This window comes from Rhodococcus sovatensis (genome assembly GCF_037327425.1).
Lineage (GTDB): Bacteria > Actinomycetota > Actinomycetes > Mycobacteriales > Mycobacteriaceae > Rhodococcoides > Rhodococcoides sovatense.
Window position 1 is genome coordinate 700,463 of the sequence record NZ_CP147846.1, and the last position, 20,721, is coordinate 721,183.

Consider the following 20,721-nt stretch of genomic DNA (forward strand, 5'->3'; position numbering starts at 1 on the left):
AATACAGCCCGTCGGGGCTCGCGGGCGGGGAGGGAGCCGAACTGCGCTCCAGGTTCATTCGCACCGGTGAGCCGGCGAAATCACGAGTGGTGACACAACCATCGCATTCGTCAGGTTCGGATGATCACCATTGGCAGGCGCCCACGGACAACCAGTTCATCGGTTGGGAAATCGACGGTTTTACCGACAGGGATCCGTCCACGTCAGGGTCTGGCCGATGCACCACGTGGGCACGATCGCTATATCCGGACACAACCGCAGTGGTCCCTCGTGATGCGTACGCCAGGGACAACCCACCACCGGTCCAGCCGGCCTACCCCGGATGGCCCGACAACAGCAATTGAATTGGCGCAAAACAACATCGTGCTCGTTGGGAGGAAGAACCTTTGACCCGCGAAGAACTCGGCGCGAAAGTGCGTCGACTGCAACAGGCCGTAGCCGAGGTCCACGGCCACACTCACCTCGACGGTGTCACAGTTCGGACCGACTCGAACGGTCGACTCACCGAACTGGGAATTGCCCACGATGCGTGGGCGCGCGGGCCCGAGGCGCTGGCCGACCTGATCACGCGCGTCTGTCGCGATACTGCGCAGGAAGTACAGATTCGATCGACCGCGATCATGGCCGAACTGCGCGACGACCCGATCGTTGCTCGCATTGCCGATGCAACCATCGACAGCGTCTCGGCGCCTGAGACGCACGTTCCAGTGACGTCCGATCCACGGTCGCGGGAACTCTCACAACCTTATTCGATGTTCCCCGCTGAGCAGATACCAACGCCGGACTCTGTCGACCGCCCAGTGGACGACTACTTCCACCGGAAATCGTGGTTGGAGTAGCCAGTGAAGGTCGACGTCGAGGCCACCATCTCCGTCTGCACTGCTCTGGAACACGCGAACCTTGTGGCCGCCGACGTCTCCGAACGTGTGCGAAGGCGCGTCTCGGACCTGGAGCAGCTCTTGCCCGAGACCACTACCGGTCGAGTCGAGGCCACTGACGATGGTGGATTTTCGTGGACTCCGGACTATCAGGCGATGACGGCCGGTGTCACTGTCGGTGCGGCGTCTGATGTTACGGGTTATGGATTGAGGACTGCCGCCGCAGCATCATCGGACGAGCTTGCCCACACGATCGGGCGTCTACTCGGGCCTGCCGGCGCGGTACTGGGAACGATCCCGGCCATCGCGAACGACATCGAAGGTGGAATGGACCCGACGAAAGCGATTGTCACCGAGTCCGCTGGCACGGTGGTCGGCGTGGTAGCGGGCACCGCGATGGGGTCTATCGCATCGGCCGCCGTAGCGGGGTCCACAATCGGGAGTGTGGTACCAGGCGCAGGAACAGCAGTGGGTCTGATCGTTGGCGTCGGAGTGGGGGCTTTGATGGCGTACGGTGTGCCCAAAGTCGGGCAATGGCTGTGGGACTAGGACAATGAACGACGAGAGCGTGAGCCGCGAGGCTGTAGAATCGCGCGCTGTATGGCCTCAGCGATTCGATCCGAAGTACCTAATTATCGCGCTGGTGTCGGCCGGCTGTGCCGTAGGAGGACTGGCTTTCGCATGGTCTGCGGGTAGCAGCACAGGCCTTATCGGTTTCAGCGGCTTCGGTGCCGTATGTCTGGGGCTGGCTTGGTTGGCCGTTCGGCAGGCAGGTTTCCGGTGGATCAAGCTGTCACGCAGGGTTGTCCCCTGCGTGCACCCCGAGTTCGGCTGCGGCGTACGGATCGGGCCAGAGTCTCTGGCCCTTCGAGTATTGATCGCGACGTTGGGCGCATGCGCGGTGTCAGTGGTAGTTGCGGTCCTCCTCGGGCAAGATTCGTTGCTACCCGAGCTACGTGAGGTGTTGCCGAATACGTTGTTTGCCGGTGTGTGTGGGGTGGCCATGGGAGCAATAGCCCTGCTGTTATTGCTTTTCCGGCCGTCCACAGGTCTCGAGATCTATCAGGATGTTGTCATCCGGACGGTTGGCCAATCGCGGGTCGTGCGTATCGGAAGCGATATGACCCTGCGATGGGACTCGATCACGGACGTCGCAGACGAAGTTCGATTGAATCACGTCGGATTGTGGACAACTCGCGAGCCGTTGATACGACTTGTGAGCAGTGGGCCCGTTCCGACAGAGGGCAGACTCGGTTGGGACACTGATGACTACGTGCAACTGCCTGTGAGCTGGATGGCGGCGGAACCGAATACGGTCCTCGCAGTGTTACGGGCGATGGTGGGTAACAACGAGGAGCGACGAGAAATTCTGTCGCACGACCCGAAAGAAGTGTTCACCCCTCCGTCGTTGCAGGTGAGACTACGAGGTGCTTAGCGTGTCGGTCTGACTTCGTACTCGGATCTTACTCGGTTTGAGGCACAATGTCATTCATGTGTGACGCTCAGGTCCGGGCGGTGCCGCGTGGCCGGTAATTTCGACGGTCGCCTTCGGGAAGAGGCGATGCAATGGTTGACGCTTCGACTCCACGGCCCGTTCCGTCGCCTCGCGCGGTACACCCGACTGCGGCGGTCATCAGGAGCACCGCAACCAGCAGTCAACTCTTGGGAAACGTTGATTTCAATGGCTTCTCCGGACCGCTCGCTGCAAGCCGAAACTACCCAACTGTCCGGGGCCTCAGGGTTGAGGCTCTTGAACTTCGTCGGCACCCCGTCGTCCGTCTAACCCGGTGAAACTGGCGCGGCGGCGACAGAATGGCCTGCGGAGGCGGAGCCTCAGTGGTCGGTGACGGGATTGGCTTGATGATCGGCAAGCGCCCAGGTGTAACGGGCTTGGCAGAGCCGCGATCTATCTCCCGATGCTTCCGCTGCGACCGCGCGCGGAGATCTCGAAAGTGTGGAGAATAATCATGTTCGGCGAGTCTCTCCGTAATGCCAGCCCCTTCGTCCGTGGACGCGTCGTGTGATCTGTGAGCATCGCGGCTGCGGGGGTGGCGATGGCGGGCGTCGTCGCAGCATGTGGGTCCGCGGGCGAACCTTCGGTGGCGCGTGAGGCGTCGACAGTAGCTGCGACCGCAACGACTGAAGCAACCACAACGACGCCGACAACAACGGTGCCTCCGGCCGCGCTCGCGCCGGAACCGCCCGTTGTCGCCGCACCGGAGGTCGTCGCTGCGCCCGTGCTGATGCCGCCGGTGGTGTGTATGAACTTGCAGGCTGCTCAGAATCTGATTCAGGATGCGGGAGTGTTCTTCTCACGTAGCGAAGACGCGACCGGTGCCGGCCGCGCGCAGATCAACGATTCGAACTGGATCGTCGTCGATCAGACTCCGGGCGTCGGCGTTCCGATCGAAGAGGGCGACGCCGTACTCTCTGTCGTCAAAATCGATGAGCCCAACAACTGCTGACGCGTTTCGGCGGAGACGGCCGAAGAGCCGCTCGACTTCGTGAACCCCGGCTTCCACGGATGGCGTTGTGCCCGCGGCCAGAATGGCTCTGGCCTGCTGCAAGATCGGTGCACGCCCGCAGCCTGGCAGTTCGCGGAGCCTGGTGGCGGTGCTGAAGGTGTCGGGGTCATCGATTCGCTCCCCGAATTCGCTCAACACCGCCAATATCCCAGACCGTCCGCCGTGGGTTGCCCGCGATTCAGTCGCAGATATTTGCACAACGATGTCGACGTCGTGCAGCATCTCGATCAGTCGCTGTTCGATCACGGGGTTTGGTAGCCACTTGGCCATCAAGAACGCCGCGCGGTCTCGCATGTCCCAATCTTCCAAATGAGATGCGGCGAGCAATGATTCGACGGTGTCGTCGATCTCGGTAGCTCCGGCGATACGGAACAAGCATCGCATCGCCTCTCTAGCGCACACTCGCAACGTCGCCTCGTCGATTTGGTGGGGGTCGTCTGGGTCCCTCAACCGTTCGTCGAGGACGAGTGCGTCGACCTCACAGAACAAGTAGTTGATCGCTCTGGACACCCGATCATCCAACAAGCCTGGGTAGTACTCTACGAGCTGGAGATATCGCGTTTCGAAGTCCTGCGCCGAGATTCGTTCATCGACGAAGGCTCGGATCAACGGGATGAACACCGCACTCTGTGCGCTGGCTGTCTCTGCGCTGGCCGTCTTTGGTCGTCTCCGCAATGGCATAAGGTTGCGCAGCGCTTCCCATGCAGCGTTCGGACAGATGTCGTCCCCAATGTTCTGGTCATCCTCATCAGATACTTGGACGCATCAGATAACTGGTTGGTTCCACAGTCAGAACTTGGACTTCGAATGCTGTGACTGACGACAGCTTCGTCGCTGCGGCATCGAACCGATAGTCCAGAGTGCGACCGACGCGGGGATCCCTGGAAAGGCGATTGGTTGACGGCGGCGGAGGGCGGCGTCCCTCCAAGGGCCGCAGGGTGAGCACGTGCATTTCTGCGACCAACATCCGTTGCCGCGATACTCGAGCACGTGTTCAAGTGACCCCTTCTCACCTGCAACGCAACCGAACCGTCTGCGAGGGGCGTGACTTTGTGCAACCGTGGAGAGGCGGTTGGCGATCCGAACACGGTGGAGCAATAGGAGTGCCGGTGAATGATTCTCTCGGACACAGGAAGAGTTTCTTCGTACTGTGGGATGGCAGCTCGGAGGGCTTGGATCCCGACGAACGCCAGACAATGATCGACGCGACGACCGACGGAAAGCTGCACGACAGCTCGTGGAGTTTCGGTCGCGGATACGGCGATCCACGTGCGGGTGATCGAATAATCCTGCTGCGCACAAGCAAGCTGGGAGGCGTCGTCGCCAGCGCCGTCATTTCCAAGGACGGTGTCGTGATGGACGACCACTGGACCGGAACTGAAAAGCGAACCGCCTACATCGACGTCGCCTGGGACGTCATGATCGGTGACGAGGATCTGCTGACGATCGATGAGCTACGCCACGCCATGCCGGACTTCAAGTTTCCAGTACTCGGATCCGGCAGGCGCATCCACGACCCCTCAGCAGCGTCGCTCGACAACCGCTGGGGTCAGCACGTCGACGAACTCGGTCGGCGGAGCCAGAATCCGTGGTTGGGTGGTCGACCTCAGTCCCGACAGCAACGGGTATCCCGTCGAATTCCATTGCAGCGAAAGATGACCCCGGCCTACGATGTGGAATCATTCGCTTCCTACCGCGCGCGCCGCGCCGAATCGGATCTGGTCGACCGTTTCGTTGCGGGATTACGTCCCGAGAGGTTGGATCTGAGCGGCTGTCAGCTGCAGGTCGAGGGTGTGAATCGGCCGTTGTTGGTGGACCTGTTAGATCACACGAACAACGTTCTCTACAAGGCCAAGGCGTCGGCGTCACGAGAGGCCGTTCGTATGGCGTTGGGACACCTGCTGGATTACCGCCGACACATCGAGACGAAGCCATCGACATGCATGCTCCTGCCCGAGCGACCGGCTGACGATTTGATCGACCTCTTACGTGAGTACAGCGTCGGTTGCGTCTACGAGAAGTCGAACGGGTTCGAAGTCGAGCTGAAGCCAGAGGTCGTGGCATGAGCGGGGTGGATAGCGACGCCATCGGGAGATTGTTGAGAGCACGCGCCGACTACGAAAATGCGGTGTCCGACTCGTACGACGAGGTTCTGTTCGACGTAATCTCTCGTGTCGAGTCCGCGCGCAGCATCGGCAAGGCCGACATCGGTGCATTGCTCTTCTGGAAGCGACTTCGTGCCGATACTCCCTGGGCGATGGCGCTTCATAACTGGCGCGACGCCGACGTCCGAGTCGCCACCAGCACGATGTACATGGCAGCCAACGATCGGTCGCTGGACGTCCCGACCGCGGCGGGTCGAGCCAGACAGGCGCTGATCGAACTGCCCGGATGCGTCAACGGCGGCGCGTTGCCCTCGGCGCTCATTCTCGCGGCTGCGCCGAGTCGAATGGCCATCTACGACAAACGGGCGCTCAAGGCGCTCGGGCTCCTCGGCTTGGCCGTCGACACGTCCAACGGGTGGTATCGCGGATACATGCAGACCGTGGAGGAGCTTCGGATCGAGGCGCACAATCGGGGGCGAGAACTGGTCTGCCCGCGATGTGGACAAGGCGCTCTTTCAGCTGGGTAAATGATCAGTGTGTCGGGCGTGAGGCTTCGGGCATACTGTCGCCCTGAGCGCCGTCGTCAGTTCATCGAAGCATTTGTGCGACCTGAGCGATCGCGGCCTCGAAGCGTTCGCGTCCGCCTCCCGTATTCAGTCCCCGCGCGGAACAGTGCGGAATCTTTCCTGGAACGACGTAGAGGTCTCTGTCGAGACTTGCGCGTGCCCAACCGTCACGAGCAGCGGCGCCGAGCAGTAGAACGATCTCGATGTCCGGGCACAAGTCGACGAATTCGGTCGTCCATCTCACGGACCGAGTTCGTTCTGCAGGAGTTGAACCGCCATTCTTGACGCCTGCGACGGGGAAGGGAACGACATTCCAGTGGACTACGTCGGCATGTGAGACACCGTGGCGCTCGTATGCTTCACGGCAATTGCGAGCCGTGCGGTCATTGTTGTCCAGGCTCAGAAGGCCGGATCCCGTTCCGCTCTCTGCTTTCGTGGAAGGGTTGTCGAGCAGCACCAACATACGTGCGTTGATTCCACCCTGGTCCGGATCGACGTAGGGAACATGACCGTGTGGGAGGCCGACGGCATCCGCAATGGCATCAGATAGCGCGTTCAACGGGCGGACGTGGGGATCTCGGATTCGCGCAATTTTGTCGGCGATTACAGCAGGGTCTGCGTTACGTCCGTTCGGCATGCGGTAAGGATTGCACGCTCGTGTGACACGAGAGGTCTGCTGTGGGAGGGAAACGCGCCTTGGTCGCCGAGCATGTTCCATCGGACCCGCAGGTGCCGGAAGCACTGGCGTTCAGCTCTGGTAACGACACACACTGAGGTTTTGCGACAGAGAAGAGCCGCGACTCGGTTCTTCCAATGCGGTCAGCAATGCGCAGAGAGCTCAGGAACTGTTGACGCTGTAACAAAACCGGGCAGTCGCCTATATTCGGGCGAACACTTTCGCTTCGCTACAGGATGGACCACATGACAGACGAGTCTCTGCCGACCCCGTACTCCGAAGACGACCAGGATTTTCTAGCCAGCGCCGGCATTGCTGTCTCGGTCCAACCGGAAGGTGTTCTGGTGTCTGGCAGCGAGGTAGCCGTAGCCGGCTACCTCGCTCGGATCAAGGACCTCGCGGGCGATGCGGTTCAAGTGACGGGTGTTGACAAATCGTCGTTCACGTCAGCTGCTGCGGTGGCGGGCGCCGCGGCCACCAACGCCGTAGGACAGGGGCAGTTCGTCCGACTCTCGCCTGAGAGCCTGAAGATGTTGCAGTCCTATCGAGTGATGCCGGGTACCGGCGGATACAACCGTATGACCGTCGTCGATGCGTCACACAAGTTCCGCGGCCAAATGCAGTGGCAGAGTGTGTCGATGACACCGACGCGGGCGCTGGGCGTGCAGTTGCTCGCAGTTCAGATTGCTTTGCAGACGGCGGTTCAGTCGGTCGCGGACGCGGTCGAGCGGGTCCAGGGCACTGTCGACAAGATCCTTGTTCTGGCACAGGCGTCGCAAGTAGGTGACGTGGTCGGCAACCATGAGGCACTCTCACGAATCGCGAAGGTTCACGAAGAGACGGGTGCGCTGCCGACCGCCGACTGGGACTCGATCGCGTCACTAGGCCCCGCGCTCGAAGTTGGTGTGGCGAGGTTGCGAGAGCATGCCAAGCGCACCGTGGCGGGTTTCGATTCGCTGAAGCCGGTACAGGATCGGGCGAGCTACCTCAAAAACGCAGTCGAGGACAAGCGGCTGGGGGAGACACTTCAGCTCCTGGTGATTGCCGAGCAGTCACTGTATCTGTGGCAGAAGATGCGGATCGAGCGTGTCAGAGCCACCGAGCCGGAACACCTCGAAACCGTTGTGAAGTCTGCCCGTGCGTTGCTGCTGGAGCACTTCGAGCGGGACGGCGAACTGCTCATCCACGCCAGAAGCGAACTTGCCAATTACGCGACGGTCAAACCGCTCGAAATCGTCCGATGGATGTCGACAAGCGACCTCAAGCGGGACATGACCTCTCTCCGTCAAGATCTGGACGACTTCGCCAACGCGAGAGGCAGCCAGGTTGCTGGATGGATCGAGCACGAGGATCCCTCAGTCGGTGACGCTCTCGCCGAGGTGGGCAACCGTGCGAAGGCTGTCGGTGGCGCGGCCGTCGCTATCGGGAGCAAGGCGGCAGACATCGGTGCCAGCGGGCTCGGATGGCTTGGTCGTAACTTACAGAATGTGGCATCGAGTCGAGGCAAGGACGAGAGTTCCGAGGCGAAGCCCCCGATCGAAATCAAGGAGTAGAGGCAGTACCGGCCGAAGCAGCTTGGCGGCGGGCGGTGGCCGGAACCAGAGTCGGAAGGGGGATGAATGGCTGATGAGCTGATGGGTGTCGGCGCTTCAGCTTTCATCGCCCCGACGCCGGACCAACTGCGCCACCAGTGGTTGTCGGTACTCGAACGTCAGCATCCGTCTGCAGGCAAGCGTCAGGTGAACCTCGTACCCTGCGAAGTTGTTCTCTCGCACCGTGCTTCACTCTTGATGGACCACCGCAAGTACGGCAGTGGTTCGGCGCATCGCGCCGAGTTTCCGGTGCAGCACCTTGCGCGTTTGTTCAAGCGACCGCCAACGTCGATTCTGGCCAAGATGGCAAATCTGGATGGAACGCGCAGCAACGGCGGCAGGTTCGAATTGGAGGTTGCCGCGCGACTGGGTGATGTCGAAATGCTCCAGGGTGTCTATCTGCGCATCCTCGACATGGCACGCGCTCTTGGTATCGACCCCGACGAGCTCCCGGACTTTCTCGGGATCGAAGGTACCTCGCTAATCGAACTGGAGGGCCAGTACGAGCTGGATTCGAGCGAAATCGAACGATCGCTCGAATCGAAACTCGAGAAGTGGGAACGTGAGCGCACGGATGTGCCGATCGAGACCACCGAAAGGCTCCTCGTCGCTGCAGTTCGCGTCGGGCAGCATCGCTTCGCCCAGAGAGTGTTGAACAACCATCAGCACAAGTGTGTGTTCTGCGGGTTGAGCGGAATAATCGGTGGCAAGCGACGGCCGCGAATGCTGTTGGCTAGCCACATAAAACCGTGGCGCGACAGCACTGATCGGGAACGAGTGGATCACACGAACGGTTTCACGGCCTGTCCGACCCACGACATTGCGTTCGACACTGGACTGATCACCGTAGACCAGGATCTGAGTCTTCGCTATGCGCCCGGTATCGAAGACGACATGACTGTGTCTCCACCTCTCCGGCGAGCATTGGGCAAGCCGCCGCTGCACGATCGACTGATCCTAGCGGAAAGTTCTGTGCGCCCGGATGTTTCGTATTTGACCTGGCATCAAGAGGAGATTTTCGTCGCGGGGTGACCGCCGGGTGCAGGGTTTGATACGCGAATTGGCCTTCCGCGTGATGTAACCCTGATGTTCTCAGGTGGTGAATAACTCGATGTGCACGTAACGGGTCTGGTCGTCGCGCTCGTCGACCACAATATTGCGAGTCACGCGTTCGTTCTCGGAGTTGAGGAAGCGGTCCTGCGCTTTCAGCACCGAGGGCGACGATGCGAGGTCCGGTCCGGCGATTACCTCGAAGAACGGTGCCGAAGCGGCAATCAGCGGTGTGTCGAACCCTGAATGAACCAATAGAGCTGCGAAACCGTCTGGATCAGTTTCGATCGCTAATTCGTATCGCGTATCGAGAGAGGCCTCAGTCCGGGCATTCAGAACGACGTCGTCCGGAGCGAGCGTGATTCCGCCGAAAGACGTTGCTTCCGAAATGACGTCCGCCGGCCACGCCGATTCACGGACACTGACGGTGCGATCCGTGGCGTCACTTCGCGTTGTGCACCCCGTAGTGGCGGCGATGAGTAACAACGCGACCAGTAGCCAACGTGCGCGGATGTTCGCATGTTTCATCGTGTTCTATCTTCCCGGATCCGAGCGTTGGCCATTCCGACTGTCCGGTGCAGATGGTAGATCCAGAGTGCTGTTGTTGGGGACAACCGGTCCGTCGTAATGGAATGTGCTTCCAGACCCGGAGATATCGAATTCCTGCGCCAAGCCTGCGGTGTGCAGGCTACCCATTCGTTCGTCGCTGATGGTCACTCCATCCGTGCCAGGTATGTCGAACGTAGTCGTCTTCGTCCCATCCCAGTTGTAGCGATCGAAGACATGGGTTTGGTAGTCGACAGTCACTGTTGGCTCTGCACCCGGTGTACTGGGCGGATACACAGTGGCGATTCCGGTCACCGACTGCTCGATGCCTCCCATTGCGTAGAACCAGTCCTTGCTGTCTTCTGGCCCGATGTACACACCTGTCCAGTCGGACTGAAATGGAACTGGAACCCCGTAGGTGCCAGCTGCGGCTGCGTGGGTGGAAATGCGGTTGACTTCTGCGCTGACTAGTTCGTTGGTTGTCTGCTGAACCTTCGGCACGTCACGCTGAATCTCGTCAGGATCGACCGTTGATTCAACACCCGAGTTGTCGAGGTAATGCCGCAGGTTCTTGGCGGCATGCGTCCAACCACTGAGTTCGGCGGCATCAGCGGCTTTCTTCACTAGCTCGCTGAACAGCAGGTCGTCGCCTCGGCTGTACATCGGTTGAGAACCGTGCGGTCCCTGGCCACCGTCGGACGGTGGTGCAGGCTTCGGACGTGGTATGCCTGGCGAGCTTGTGTCGGCCGGCGTCGGCAATTCTGAAGCCATCTCTGCTACCCGCTGCGCAATGCGGCGGTCGATATCCGTGAACTCGTTGTAGGCCTGGGTGATCTGTTCTCGCCACCGATCCAGGTCAGCTGCGCTGACCGAAGACTCGGGATCGCCAAAGGACGACGAGTCTTCGGACAACACCACTTGCCAGTCATCGGACACGGAGAATCCGTCGGAGTCGGCACCGCTCGCAAGTTGGAGCACTCGGTCACGAGGAAATTCAAGTTCATTCGCAGCGGCGCGAGCAGCTGCGGCCAGTCGTCCGCCGATATCGCGCATGCGGTTCGCGTTGTCGCAAACTCGGACAGCCCGATCAAAGGCAGCCCTTTGGGCATCACCAGTCCAAGAGCCGTTGAGATCCATGCTGTCGATCTCGCGCAGGAGCCCGCTGAGTAGTTCGCTCAACCGGTCCATTGCCTTGTCCAACTGCGCGCCCGAGTCTCTGGAGGTCCACAACTGCCACTCGTTCAGCTGAGGTCGGGTTGGGGTCATATCGGACGCTCCGAAGCGGCAACCAAGACCGAGGATGTCATCTCAGACGTTCGGTAGTCGACGGCGCTCGCACTGATCGCGGCCGATAGCTCGTGCAATTCCGTGACCACTACCGTCAGAGATGTATCGAGAGCCTCGGCTACCGCAGCTAGGGCTGGGCCGCAGTGCGATCCTGGTAGAGCATCTGTCGCCGGCGTGAGGTGGCGGACGGCGCTCATGGTTGCAATTTCAGTTGTGACAGCACTGAAGTGATCAGCCAGTGTTTGAACAGCGTCAGGATCTACGCGTAGTTCTCTAGACATGAGCCCCCCAGCCCGATTGCCGTCATATCCGGCCTTGTTCCGGGACTGTACCTCGAGAGGCTCAGGGGCCTCGTTCTGTAGACGCTGCCGTGGTCATTCGAACGAATGAATTCTGCGAGCCCTCTGCCCGCCTGTTCCCAAGGTTTGACCGGGTCGATTCACGAACAGCGCAGATGGGGCCACATTCGTACGCCGCCGGCAAGTTGACCCGTGGTCTCGACGAGACTGCGCGCTCACGAACCCTGTCACCCACTCCCTATAGGTTGAGCTCTGATCGAGTTAGTTCGAAATGTGAGGATTCGATGTCGGCTACAGATGACAGTGAACTCAGGGGACGCGTACGGCGCCTGCTCGAGTTCTTGCGCGAAACGGTCGGCGCCCAGTCGAAGCCGATACGCCAGTACGGGACCGATGCCCGCGTCGAGTGGCTCTTCGACGACGCCCGACCCCTCGACGTCAACACCGACGTCGCACCCGGTGACGTGGCGGTTCGCATCCCGCGCACCAGCATCGAGCAGCCTCCCGGCCTTCCTGCAGAGCTCGAGAAGCACATAGACGAGAGCACCACCCCACCCACCGTCGCCAAACAAGCACCCGCCGAGGCACACGACTGGCTCCGGGAATGGACCACCTGGTCACTCGACGACTGTGAACGCCGACCCTTCGCTGAACTCTTCCGATCCGTCGACCTCATGCTCCACGACCTCGGCACCCAGCCCGAGTCCCTCGAACTCGTCATCGCCTCCGGCTACCTCGACGCCACCATCGGCGACCAACGGGTCGCGACGCACCTCATCACCCAACAGGCCAGTATCAGCCGAGAGGACTCCACCGGCGACCTCCTCGTCACCGTCGCACCCGCCAGCACCCCGCGCCTCGAAGACGTACAAATCCTGCTCGACCTGCCCGGCTTCGACCGTGCCGGCTCGAAGTCCCTGCACCGGAGCCTGTCCGAACTGGTCTCGTCCTCACTGTCCGCCGACATCCCGCGGCTCCTCGGCCAGTGGGCCACCGCCGCGCTGAAGCAACCGCTGACCGTCATCGCCGACCACGACAAACCCGTCAGCTCCACCGCCGACACCCTGCGCATGTCGCCGGCCCTCGTCCTGCGCAAGCGCGGCTCCTACGCCCTCGCGTCGTACTACGAGGCAATGCTCGCAGCGCTGGACGCTGGGGCACCCGTGCCCGTCGGGCTCTCGCAACTCGTCGAGACCCACGAAGACAACACCCGCCGCGACTGGCTCGAATCCCATGTCAGCGACACCCCCAGCGCCGAACCGCTCTTCCCGCTGCCCGCCAACCGCGCCCAGGCCGGCATCTACAACCGCGTCATGAACGACACCGGCGTCGTCGTCGAAGGCCCACCCGGCACCGGCAAAACCCACACCATCGCAAACCTGATGTCCGCGTTGATGGCTCAGGGCCAGCGCATCCTCGTCACCAGCGAAAAAGCACAGGCGTTGCGCGTCCTCAAGGACAAACTGCCCGCCGAACTACAGGACCTCTGCGTATCCGTCACCGACATGGCGCGTGGGGGATCGGCCGAACTCGACGAGAGCGTCTCGACCATCGCCACCCACAAAGCCGCGTTCGACGCCACCGAGTCGGCCCGCAAGATCCGTTCCCTCGCGGCCAAGCGGATGGGCACCAAAGAACGTCGCTACAAACTGACCAAACAGATCGGCCTCGCTCGATCCTCGGAAGCAGAGATCCACACGTTCTCGCCGACGTATTCAGGAACCCTCGCGTCGATCGTCACCACGCTCAACTCCCAGCAAGACGAACTCGGCTGGATCCCCGGCCCGCTGCACACCGAGACCGCACCCGTCGACAACGCAACCTTCGCCTCGCTGTTCACGAAGAGCCAAGGACCGAGCCTCCCGACGGCCGACGAGATCCGATCGCTGTTCGCCCGCGCCGGAACTGCTTCGGGATCGATGTTCGACGACATCGATCCGGTTCAGCTCCAGTACATTCTGCCGTCGGCGCAGGCACTCACCGACCGGGCGCGAGCCATCGCGTCCTTCGGTCCGCACTATGCGGCCCTGGCCGACGGGATTCTGTCCGGCGCGCTCGGCACGTTGTGGTCCCGTGCGCAGACCGTCTCCGCGATGTTGTCTGTCGCCGTCAGTTCCGATGCCGCAGTGGAGTCCCATCACGTGGCGACGCAGGTCACCACGCGGCAGGCACTCAACTCCTTCGACGCCCTCGCCAAGCTCTACGAGAGCGGCTCCTTCGACGCGACGCGCACGTCCAGTGAGCAGGTGGCCGTTGATGGGCTCGATGCACGAGCAACCGTCGATGGCACCGACGCGACCCAGGTCACCGAACTCCGGCTCGTCACCAACCACCTCCGCGCCCTCGTCGCCGTCGACGACGCCGCACACCTGTTGCGCAGCATCGGCATCGAGCTGCCCATCAACCCAGCGGACTCCCGCGAACAGCAGGTCAACACCCTCCACGCCGTATGGAACCAAGTGCTCGCGACGGGCAGCATCGCAACGGCACGTGACGAACTCGTCGGCGCCCTCGGTGCTGTCGTTCCATCCTTACCGCCGGTCACGACGCTCGCCGAGGCGATCGCTCTCGCCGACGACATCATCGCGCTGAGCGGTGGCTCCGACGCATCCACCGCACGCGACGAGCTGACCACTCTGGCAGAGCGACTCTCCTCCGATCCGACAGTGCCCGACGGTCTCGCCGACGCAATCAGAACCGGCGACGTCGATGGCTACGAACGGCTCGTCAGCTACGTCCAGCCACAGAACAAGAACACCGATCTCCTCGAGGCCCTGGCCGAACACGCGCCCACTCTCGCTCGCACGCTGTCCGAGGACACGACGACCGATTGGTCCGCGTTCGCACCCACCTTCACCCGGGCCTGGGCCTGGCGCTGCACCAAGCAGTCGATCGAGGCCGCCCAGCAGCCCGATCAGACCGACAATCTCGACGCCGAACTCGATGCCCTCGACGCCGAAATCTCCTCTCTGACGGCGCAACTTGCCGCAGAGCAGGCGTGGCAGGAATGCCTGCAGCGCATGACGAGTCGTGAGGTCACCGCGCTGCGTGCGTATCAGGAGAACATGTCCAATGCTGGCCTCGGCACCAGCAGCCTTGCGCAGAGGTACCGAGTCGCAGCCCGTGCGGCGATGCAGGATGCGCAGACGGTCGTGCCCGCGTGGGTCATGCCGATCGCGCAGGTTCTGTCGTCGATTCCGCCGCAGCAGAACGCGTTCGACGTCGTCATCGTCGACGAAGCAAGCCAGGCCGAGATCACCAGCATGTTCCTGATGTGGTTGGCGCCGCGCGTCATCGTCGTAGGCGATGACAAGCAGTGTGCACCGGCGTCGATCCAGAACTACACCCTCGAATCCGTCATCGAGCGGCTCGACTACTTCCTTCCTGATGTGCCTGTCACGACCCGGATGACGCTGACTCCGCGGTCGAGTCTGTTCTCTATGCTGCGCACCCGATTCGGTGATGCCGTGCGACTACGCGAGCACTACCGATCCATGCCGGAGATCATTCAATGGTCGTCGACGCAGTTCTACAACGAACAGCCGCTGGTGCCCGTCCGACAGTTCGGCGCGGATCGGCTTGCACCGCTGCGCAGTACGTTCGTCGAGGATGCGAGCACTTCCGGTTCGAGCACACGACTGAGCAACGCAGCCGAGGCAAACGCCCTCGTCGACCAGCTCGCGCTCTGCCTCGCCGAACCCGACTACGAGGACAAGACCTTCGGCGTCGTCGTCCTCCAGGGCGCAGCGCATGCGGACCTGATCCGGTCGTTGATCTTCGAGCGCATCCCGTCCGAGCAGATCGACGAGCGACGCATCCGCGTGGGTACACCGCCGGACTTCCAGGGTGACGAACGTGACGTGATGTTCCTGTCGATGGTCATCGCACCCGGCTCGTCGTCGAAGGCGCTGACGACGGACATGTTCAAGCGACGCTTCAACGTTGCCGCGACCCGTGCACGAGATCAGCTGTGGCTGTTCCACTCCGTCACGGTCGACAGCCTGGCGGCCACCGATCTACGACGGTCACTGCTGTCCTACGTCGAAGCTGCGCCGACGGTTCCCGTCCCCGCGATGCCCGACGCCGTCTCGCCGACATCCCCACACCCCGACTTCGGCTCGGTGTTCGAACAGCAGGTCTTCCTGGCACTGCGCGAGCGCGGCTACCACGTCAACCCACGCGTCGATGTCAACGAGATGACCATCGACCTGGTGGTCACCGGCGCCGCTGTCCGGGTTGCGATCGAATGCGACGACGACGGTGCAGTCGACGCCGACGAGTTGCTTAGCCGGATGGAGCGCGAGTTCGAACTCCGGCGCTGTGGCTGGCTGTTCCATCGGTTGCGGGCGTCGGACTTCGCCCTCGACCGAGAACGAGCACTCGACACCATCACCGAACTCCTCGACTCGGTCGGCATCCTGCCCGACGAGGTAGCGGTGGTCGTCGAAGGATCGGAAACGTCGACGTGGACGCCGATCGCATTGGTGCGTGATCCCGACGACGCCGAACCCGACGAGGAAGCAGTCGAGCTCGTCAGCGTCGAAGCGCCCGCGCCGTCCCGGACCGTCGAGGTGGATCTCGCACCGCTGCCGGAGGCCATCGAGACGGTCGACGAGCCCGTCGAGACCAGCGACCTCGACGACGCGGCTGTGGACGAGTTCGACGACACCGACGTGTCCGATCCGACGCCGGTTCGGACGATGCCGCGTGAGGATCTGATTGCGGCCATACGGTATTCGCAGAAGCGCAACAAGTTCTCCGTCGCGCAGACGATGGAGGACTGCGAGGTCACGCCCGACGCCGTGCAGGAGGCGTTGGCGGAGATCAAGTCTCGCGACGACGCACTGAACGCGTCGAAGAAGAGACCGTCTGCGCCCACGCCGGACGCGGTGCCACGGCGGCGGCGGTCGGCAGATGTCGCGACCGAGTCGGTAGTGGTGTCCGGAAGCGGTTCGTTGCAAGCCGAATTGGATGCTTTGCCGGTTGCGTCTTGGGCGGGAGCGCGTGAGATTGCTATCGCTGCGGCACGTCCGAATGCTCCGTTGACGTTGGAGCGGTGTCAGCGGGTGACGGGGTTGTCGCGGACGAAGGCGGATCAATTGTTGTCGGATTTGGTGGTGCTCAAGAAGTTGGTCACACGTAAACGTGAGGGTGTCGAGGAATGGGTGCGGCCGCAGGGGTTGACGCTATGACGCAGGTTGCGAGTCGGTCCGAGGGGTTGCGGGACTGGCAGAAGGAAGCGTTCGAGAAGTGGGTGTCGTCCGGCTATCGCGCGATCGTCGAGGCAGTCACCGGCACCGGAAAGACGCATGTGGGGTTGGCTGCGACGCTGGATTCTGTCAGTCGTGGTCGCCAGGTGTTGGTGGTGGTGCCGAGTATCGATCTGCTCGAGCAGTGGTACACGGCGATGGTGAAGGCGTTGCCGAGTGTGCGGATCGGGCGACGGGGGAATGGCCACAACGACACGTTCCGGCTCTACGACGTGTTGATCACGACGATTCAGTCGGCGATCCGCCCGGGTGCGCCGATGCCGCGGACGGGTGCGTTGCTGGTCGCGGATGAGGTGCATCGATATGGGGCTGGTTCGTTTGCGAAGGTGCTGATCAATCGGTTCGAGGAGCGTCTCGGTTTGACGGCGACGCTGGAGCGTCAGGACGACGGTGTTGATACGCATCTGATGCAGTACTTCGAGAACCTGGTCAAGGGTTGCGACGCGGCGCGGGGGAGACGTGACGGGATCCTGGCGCCGGTGCGGGTGATGACGGTGGCGGTGCCGTTCTCCGCTGAGGAGGCCGCGAAGTTCCAGGATCTGGACGAGAAGGCGAAGTCGCTGCGGAACACGCTGATCTACGACTATGGCTGTGCTGCTGAGCCGTTCGGTGAGTTCATGAAGAACGCGGTGGATCTGAGCAAGGAGCGGCATCTGCCGGCGAGTCGGGTGGCGAGTAGGTATCTGTCGGCGTTCAGTAAGCGGCGGGCGTTGTTGGCGGACTGTGAGGGCAAGTTGCAGGCGTTGGCGGCGATCACGCCAGGGTTGGCGAAGTCGGAGCGTTCGATCGTGTTCTCTGAGACGAAGGAGTCTGCGGCGAAGGGTGCGGAGGTGCTCAAGGCTGGCGGGGTGGCGGCGCATCAGTATTCGAGTCATTTGGATCGGGTGGGGCGGACGCGGATTCTGAAGCAGTTCCGCAGTGGTGAGCTGACGTCTCTGGTGGCGCCGCGGGTGTTGGATGAGGGTATCGATGTGCCGGCGGTGGATGTCGGGGTGATCACCGCGAGCAGTTCGTCGAAGCGGCAGATGATTCAGCGGATGGGTCGGATTTTGCGGCTCAAGCCTGATGGTCGGCCTGCGGCGTTCGTGATCATGTATGTGGCTGGGACGAACGAGGACCCAAGCCTCGGTGCGCATGAGGCGTTTCTGGATGAGTTGACGGGTGTGGCCCAGGAAGTCGTTGACGTCGAGCTTGCTGATGCAGGTGCGGTGTTGGCGAGTTGGTTGGATCAGTCGGCGCCGATCCTGCCGAAGCCGCCGGTGGAGCCGACGCCGATCGAACCGATTGTGATTCCGCAGTCGAAGATGGTCCCGACGACGGCCACTACGGCTCGGACCCGGACGGTGAAGGAGATTCTGTCCGAGGCGCAGTACGGGACGCCGGATCAGCTCGACGGGATTTTGCGGTGCATGGCTGCGATAGACGTGCGGGAGGCGTCGGTGTTGATCCGGCGGTACGGCATCGATGGGGCTAAGCCACGGTCGTTGTCGCAGGTGGCGGCGGAGATGAATCTCAAGCGCATGCTCATCGAGAGCCTCGAGAAGCGGGGGTTGAAGTCGTTGGAGAGGGAGGCCAGCAGGGTGCTGAATGTGATTGTTGGCCTGCTTTGAACTCCGCGACTGGCTCAGTCCCGCATTCATAGGTCGCCCAAGATTTCCGCGTTCGGTACAAAGCTCCGACGGAGGACCGATGTCCGGAGTCAAGAGATTGAGCGTGCATATCGGCCGCGGTCTTTACCAATTAGGCTGGAGCCATTGGCAAGAATCCGCGTGTCTGCTTAGCTCCTGACGGCTCGGAGTGTCCGCAGTCGCGACAGGTATTCGTAGCGCAGCGCCGTCGAACCTGTCGTGTTCACTGCTTTGAGGCCAGGTGAAACGCGCACGGTGTACATTCGATCTATTGTAATCAGCCGTAAATCGAACAGAGCATGTAAGTCACTTCGTTTTGATCAGCGAGTGAAGGGCCTGCTTTGTTTCTGCGTCGGTGGAGTACAGAATGGTGCCGACCATTCCACGAGTTAGAAGTACCTTGTATATATTCCGAATCAACAAGTCGACGCGGATGTCGCTGATTTTTTTGGTGTTCTTCAGGTCGGGATCTCGGTTCGCTTCCCGCTTCACGGTGAACCGACCATCGCGCCAAACCAAGTCGGGCCCGAAGATCACACCATTCCAGTCGTACTCGAATCCCTGGGCAGTGTAGACACATCCGACTTGGTTGAACCCGCCATCCTCGGTTGCCCAGAGCGGGGCAGGAGGCGCATCGCCGACTCGCCTGTCACTCTTGCTATTCCAAGGTCGGGACCAATTATTGATCGTGACGTCGTTGACAAGCGACCCGTCGTCGCGAGCATTGCTCCAACTCCAGCAATAGCCAGCTGTCATACGTGCTGAGTAGCCGCGCTCCATCTGTCCTGCGAGTAGCCGTTCGAGTTCCTCAGGACTGTCAGCAACTTGCACTTCGAACTGAGGATCGCCAGGCCAGGGGACTGGCCCGCCTTCTGCCAAACCAAGAAGGCGCTTCGTCCACAGGACGTATTCTTCGCTTCCTCCGCAGCGAAACTGCTCACCGAGGTGCACGTGACGCGATGTCAGTCCAAGAGACTTCGCGTACTCCTCGATCTGTTCGAGCGAACCCATTTCACCGGGTCTCACGATCTGATGCTCATCGAGGAGGAAAACGGGAACGCGGGCGGCGGCAATGAGCTCGTCCACCTGTGGGCGGTCGGTGCGGAGCTCAGCCCTGGTGTAGCGGTCGACGGATGTCTCGCGGATCCGGTGTGCTTCATCCAGGATGAGCACATCCAAGCTGTTCCGCTCGGCGGACATGAACTGATTGAAGTACTTGAACATCTTCTGAACGCGTGGAGCGCGGTGACCGGCAACTTTTCGCAGCGTCTGGGTGAAAGAACGTGATCCGGTTGCGTGCAACACTGCGCGGCCACGTCGAGCCAACTCTCCGACGAGGGATAGCGCGACCACGCTCTTGCCGCTACCGGGCCCACCCGTAACGATGATGACCTGCTTGCTGTCAGCTTGCCGAGCTTGCTCGACAGCGTGAAGAACGAGGTCTACGGCGAGTTGCTGCTCGCCCAGCAGATGGAACTGAGGGCGGTCACGAACTTCAGCCGCAGCGACCTTCAACAGCTGCTGAGATGGCGCGACGGCGGAGCGGATCAATGTGTCTGCGGGTGAGTGGCTGCTGCTTGTGGCGGACAACCGTGACCGAAGAAACGCGTGGAGGTCATGTCGATCGGATGCGGTGAACAGCCGTCCGTCTGTGGATGGTGGGAGAGCGCGCAGATCCGACACGGCCGCTGGATCTAGCGCGTTGTGCAGGTAGGCGATACCCGCCAGCGCATCAGGCTGGTCAGCTAATGACTTGGTGAAGTCGACCATGTATTCGCAGTATCCGCGAACCTGGGCGACTGGATGGAGCTTCGGACCGCCCGGCATCCCTGGCACATCAACCAGCTCTTCGTTGCCCTCGAACTTGAACGCAGACGACCATTGCTTCAGCTCCACCAAGACGTAAGAAGCTGCACCGGTCACTGGATGCGTACCGGCGAGCACTACATCGACACGTCTTGAGGTCAGTGGGAGCTGATACTCGACTAGCATCTCGACATTCGACAGCCCTGCGTCGACGAGGTCACGCGCGAAGGCCGGCAGGCTCTTGCTCCACGACGTTTGCTCGGAAGGACTTGCGCGTCGCCCGGTACTAAAGAGCATCTGTTCCAGCAATTGCTCACTGACGGACGCGGGATTTGCCATGCCGACAATTCTGTCAGCGGTAGTACGAAGCAACGTCACAGAAATGTCCCCAAGGCAGCACGAATCGAGTCGTGCGGGTGGGGGCATGTCCATAGCTGCGAATCGCAGCGGAAGTCCGTCGGGCCGCAGTGGGAAGGCTATCTGAAACGGCTGG

Annotated in this window: 15 protein-coding genes and 1 pseudogene; 10 read left to right on the plus strand and 6 right to left on the minus strand. The window is 61.7% G+C overall.

Annotated features, from left to right (window positions below; all coding sequences use genetic code 11):
- Positions 1-386: 386 nt before the first annotated feature.
- From WDS16_RS03355 to WDS16_RS03370, 4 genes are all read left to right on the plus strand, one after another.
- Entirely contained in the window at positions 387-839 is a 453-nt protein-coding gene (locus WDS16_RS03355) for a hypothetical protein (protein WP_338890487.1), read from the plus strand.
- Positions 840-842: 3 nt separating this feature from the next.
- Positions 843-1,427: a hypothetical protein gene (locus WDS16_RS03360; RefSeq protein ID WP_338890488.1), complete on the plus strand. Its 585-nt coding sequence runs from the start codon at positions 843-845 to the stop codon at positions 1,425-1,427.
- A gap of 4 nt (positions 1,428-1,431) precedes the next feature.
- Positions 1,432-2,313, plus strand: a complete 882-nt coding sequence (locus WDS16_RS03365; protein ID WP_338890489.1) for a hypothetical protein — start codon at positions 1,432-1,434, stop codon at positions 2,311-2,313.
- 592 nt (positions 2,314-2,905) lie between these two features.
- Positions 2,906-3,343 carry a hypothetical protein gene (locus WDS16_RS03370; RefSeq protein ID WP_338890490.1) on the plus strand — a complete coding sequence of 146 codons (438 nt, stop codon included), beginning with the start codon at positions 2,906-2,908 and terminating at the stop codon, positions 3,341-3,343.
- Between the two features lie 450 nt (positions 3,344-3,793).
- Here WDS16_RS03370 and WDS16_RS28195 read toward each other — a convergent pair.
- Positions 3,794-4,084 (minus strand): annotated as a pseudogene (locus tag WDS16_RS28195) (colicin immunity domain-containing protein); the annotation flags it as partial.
- A gap of 428 nt (positions 4,085-4,512) precedes the next feature.
- On the opposite strand from WDS16_RS28195, the gene WDS16_RS03375 reads away from it, so the two are divergent.
- Together WDS16_RS03375 and WDS16_RS03380 are read left to right on the plus strand one after the other, a co-directional pair.
- The gene (locus tag WDS16_RS03375) at positions 4,513-5,469 is read left to right on the plus strand and encodes a hypothetical protein (RefSeq protein WP_338890492.1); all 957 of its coding nucleotides are present in this window, start codon (positions 4,513-4,515) and stop codon (positions 5,467-5,469) included.
- Positions 5,466-6,035 carry a hypothetical protein gene (locus WDS16_RS03380; protein WP_338890493.1) on the plus strand — a complete coding sequence of 190 codons (570 nt, stop codon included), beginning with the start codon at positions 5,466-5,468 and terminating at the stop codon, positions 6,033-6,035. The genes WDS16_RS03375 and WDS16_RS03380 overlap by 4 nt, the downstream gene beginning before the upstream one ends.
- A 61-nt stretch (positions 6,036-6,096) precedes the next feature.
- On the opposite strand, the gene WDS16_RS03385 is transcribed toward WDS16_RS03380, so the two are convergent.
- Positions 6,097-6,711, minus strand: a complete 615-nt coding sequence (locus WDS16_RS03385) for a uracil-DNA glycosylase (RefSeq protein ID WP_338890495.1) — start codon at positions 6,709-6,711, stop codon at positions 6,097-6,099.
- A gap of 284 nt (positions 6,712-6,995) precedes the next feature.
- Here WDS16_RS03385 and WDS16_RS03390 point away from each other — a divergent pair, with 284 nt between their 5' ends.
- Positions 6,996-8,303, plus strand: coding sequence for a hypothetical protein (locus WDS16_RS03390; RefSeq protein WP_338890496.1), 1,308 nt, complete (start codon positions 6,996-6,998; stop codon positions 8,301-8,303).
- A 66-nt stretch (positions 8,304-8,369) separates the two neighbouring features.
- Positions 8,370-9,374, plus strand: coding sequence for an HNH endonuclease signature motif containing protein (locus WDS16_RS03395; protein WP_338890498.1), 1,005 nt, complete (start codon positions 8,370-8,372; stop codon positions 9,372-9,374).
- Positions 9,375-9,434: 60 nt separating this feature from the next.
- Here WDS16_RS03395 and WDS16_RS03400 read toward each other — a convergent pair whose 3' ends face one another.
- From WDS16_RS03400 to WDS16_RS28200, 3 genes are read right to left on the minus strand one after another with little or no spacing between them, the layout of a single operon-like run.
- Positions 9,435-9,920 carry a hypothetical protein gene (locus WDS16_RS03400; protein ID WP_338890500.1) on the minus strand — a complete coding sequence of 162 codons (486 nt, stop codon included), beginning with the start codon at positions 9,918-9,920 and terminating at the stop codon, positions 9,435-9,437.
- Positions 9,921-9,926: 6 nt separating this feature from the next.
- The gene (locus WDS16_RS03405) at positions 9,927-11,204 is read right to left on the minus strand and encodes a hypothetical protein (RefSeq protein ID WP_338890501.1); all 1,278 of its coding nucleotides are present in this window, start codon (positions 11,202-11,204) and stop codon (positions 9,927-9,929) included.
- Complete coding sequence (locus WDS16_RS28200; protein ID WP_422395750.1) at positions 11,201-11,506, minus strand: type VII secretion target; 306 nt, start codon at positions 11,504-11,506, stop codon at positions 11,201-11,203. The genes WDS16_RS03405 and WDS16_RS28200 overlap by 4 nt, the downstream gene beginning before the upstream one ends.
- A 302-nt stretch (positions 11,507-11,808) precedes the next feature.
- Here WDS16_RS28200 and WDS16_RS03410 point away from each other — a divergent pair, with 302 nt between their 5' ends.
- On the plus strand, positions 11,809-16,716 hold the full coding sequence (locus WDS16_RS03410) for an AAA domain-containing protein (RefSeq protein WP_338890502.1): 4,908 nt from the start codon (positions 11,809-11,811) through the stop codon (positions 16,714-16,716).
- Positions 16,713-18,404: a DEAD/DEAH box helicase family protein gene (locus WDS16_RS03415; RefSeq protein WP_338890504.1), complete on the plus strand. Its 1,692-nt coding sequence runs from the start codon at positions 16,713-16,715 to the stop codon at positions 18,402-18,404. Before WDS16_RS03410 ends, WDS16_RS03415 begins: the two co-directional genes overlap by 4 nt.
- Before the next feature lie 324 nt (positions 18,405-18,728).
- Here WDS16_RS03415 and WDS16_RS28205 read toward each other — a convergent pair whose 3' ends face one another.
- On the minus strand, positions 18,729-20,606 hold the full coding sequence (locus WDS16_RS28205; protein WP_422395751.1) for a DNA/RNA helicase domain-containing protein: 1,878 nt from the start codon (positions 20,604-20,606) through the stop codon (positions 18,729-18,731).
- Between the last annotated feature and the right edge of the window lie 115 nt (positions 20,607-20,721).

What these genes read in the sequence shown, in the direction of transcription:
- WDS16_RS03365 (WP_338890489.1), top strand. Translation starts at nt 1,432, where the DNA reads ATGAACGACGAGAGCGTGAGCCGCGAGGCTGTAGAATCGCGCGCTGTA.
- WDS16_RS03380 (WP_338890493.1), top strand. Translation starts at nt 5,466, where the DNA reads ATGAGCGGGGTGGATAGCGACGCCATCGGGAGATTGTTGAGAGCACGC.
- WDS16_RS03385 (WP_338890495.1), bottom strand. Translation starts at nt 6,711, where the DNA reads ATGCCGAACGGACGTAACGCAGACCCTGCTGTAATCGCCGACAAAATT.
- WDS16_RS03390 (WP_338890496.1), top strand. Translation starts at nt 6,996, where the DNA reads ATGACAGACGAGTCTCTGCCGACCCCGTACTCCGAAGACGACCAGGAT.
- WDS16_RS03395 (WP_338890498.1), top strand. Translation starts at nt 8,370, where the DNA reads ATGGCTGATGAGCTGATGGGTGTCGGCGCTTCAGCTTTCATCGCCCCG.
- WDS16_RS03400 (WP_338890500.1), bottom strand. Translation starts at nt 9,920, where the DNA reads ATGAAACATGCGAACATCCGCGCACGTTGGCTACTGGTCGCGTTGTTA.
- WDS16_RS03405 (WP_338890501.1), bottom strand. Translation starts at nt 11,204, where the DNA reads ATGACCCCAACCCGACCTCAGCTGAACGAGTGGCAGTTGTGGACCTCC.
- WDS16_RS28200 (WP_422395750.1), bottom strand. Translation starts at nt 11,506, where the DNA reads ATGTCTAGAGAACTACGCGTAGATCCTGACGCTGTTCAAACACTGGCT.
- WDS16_RS03410 (WP_338890502.1), top strand. Translation starts at nt 11,809, where the DNA reads ATGTCGGCTACAGATGACAGTGAACTCAGGGGACGCGTACGGCGCCTG.
- WDS16_RS03415 (WP_338890504.1), top strand. Translation starts at nt 16,713, where the DNA reads ATGACGCAGGTTGCGAGTCGGTCCGAGGGGTTGCGGGACTGGCAGAAG.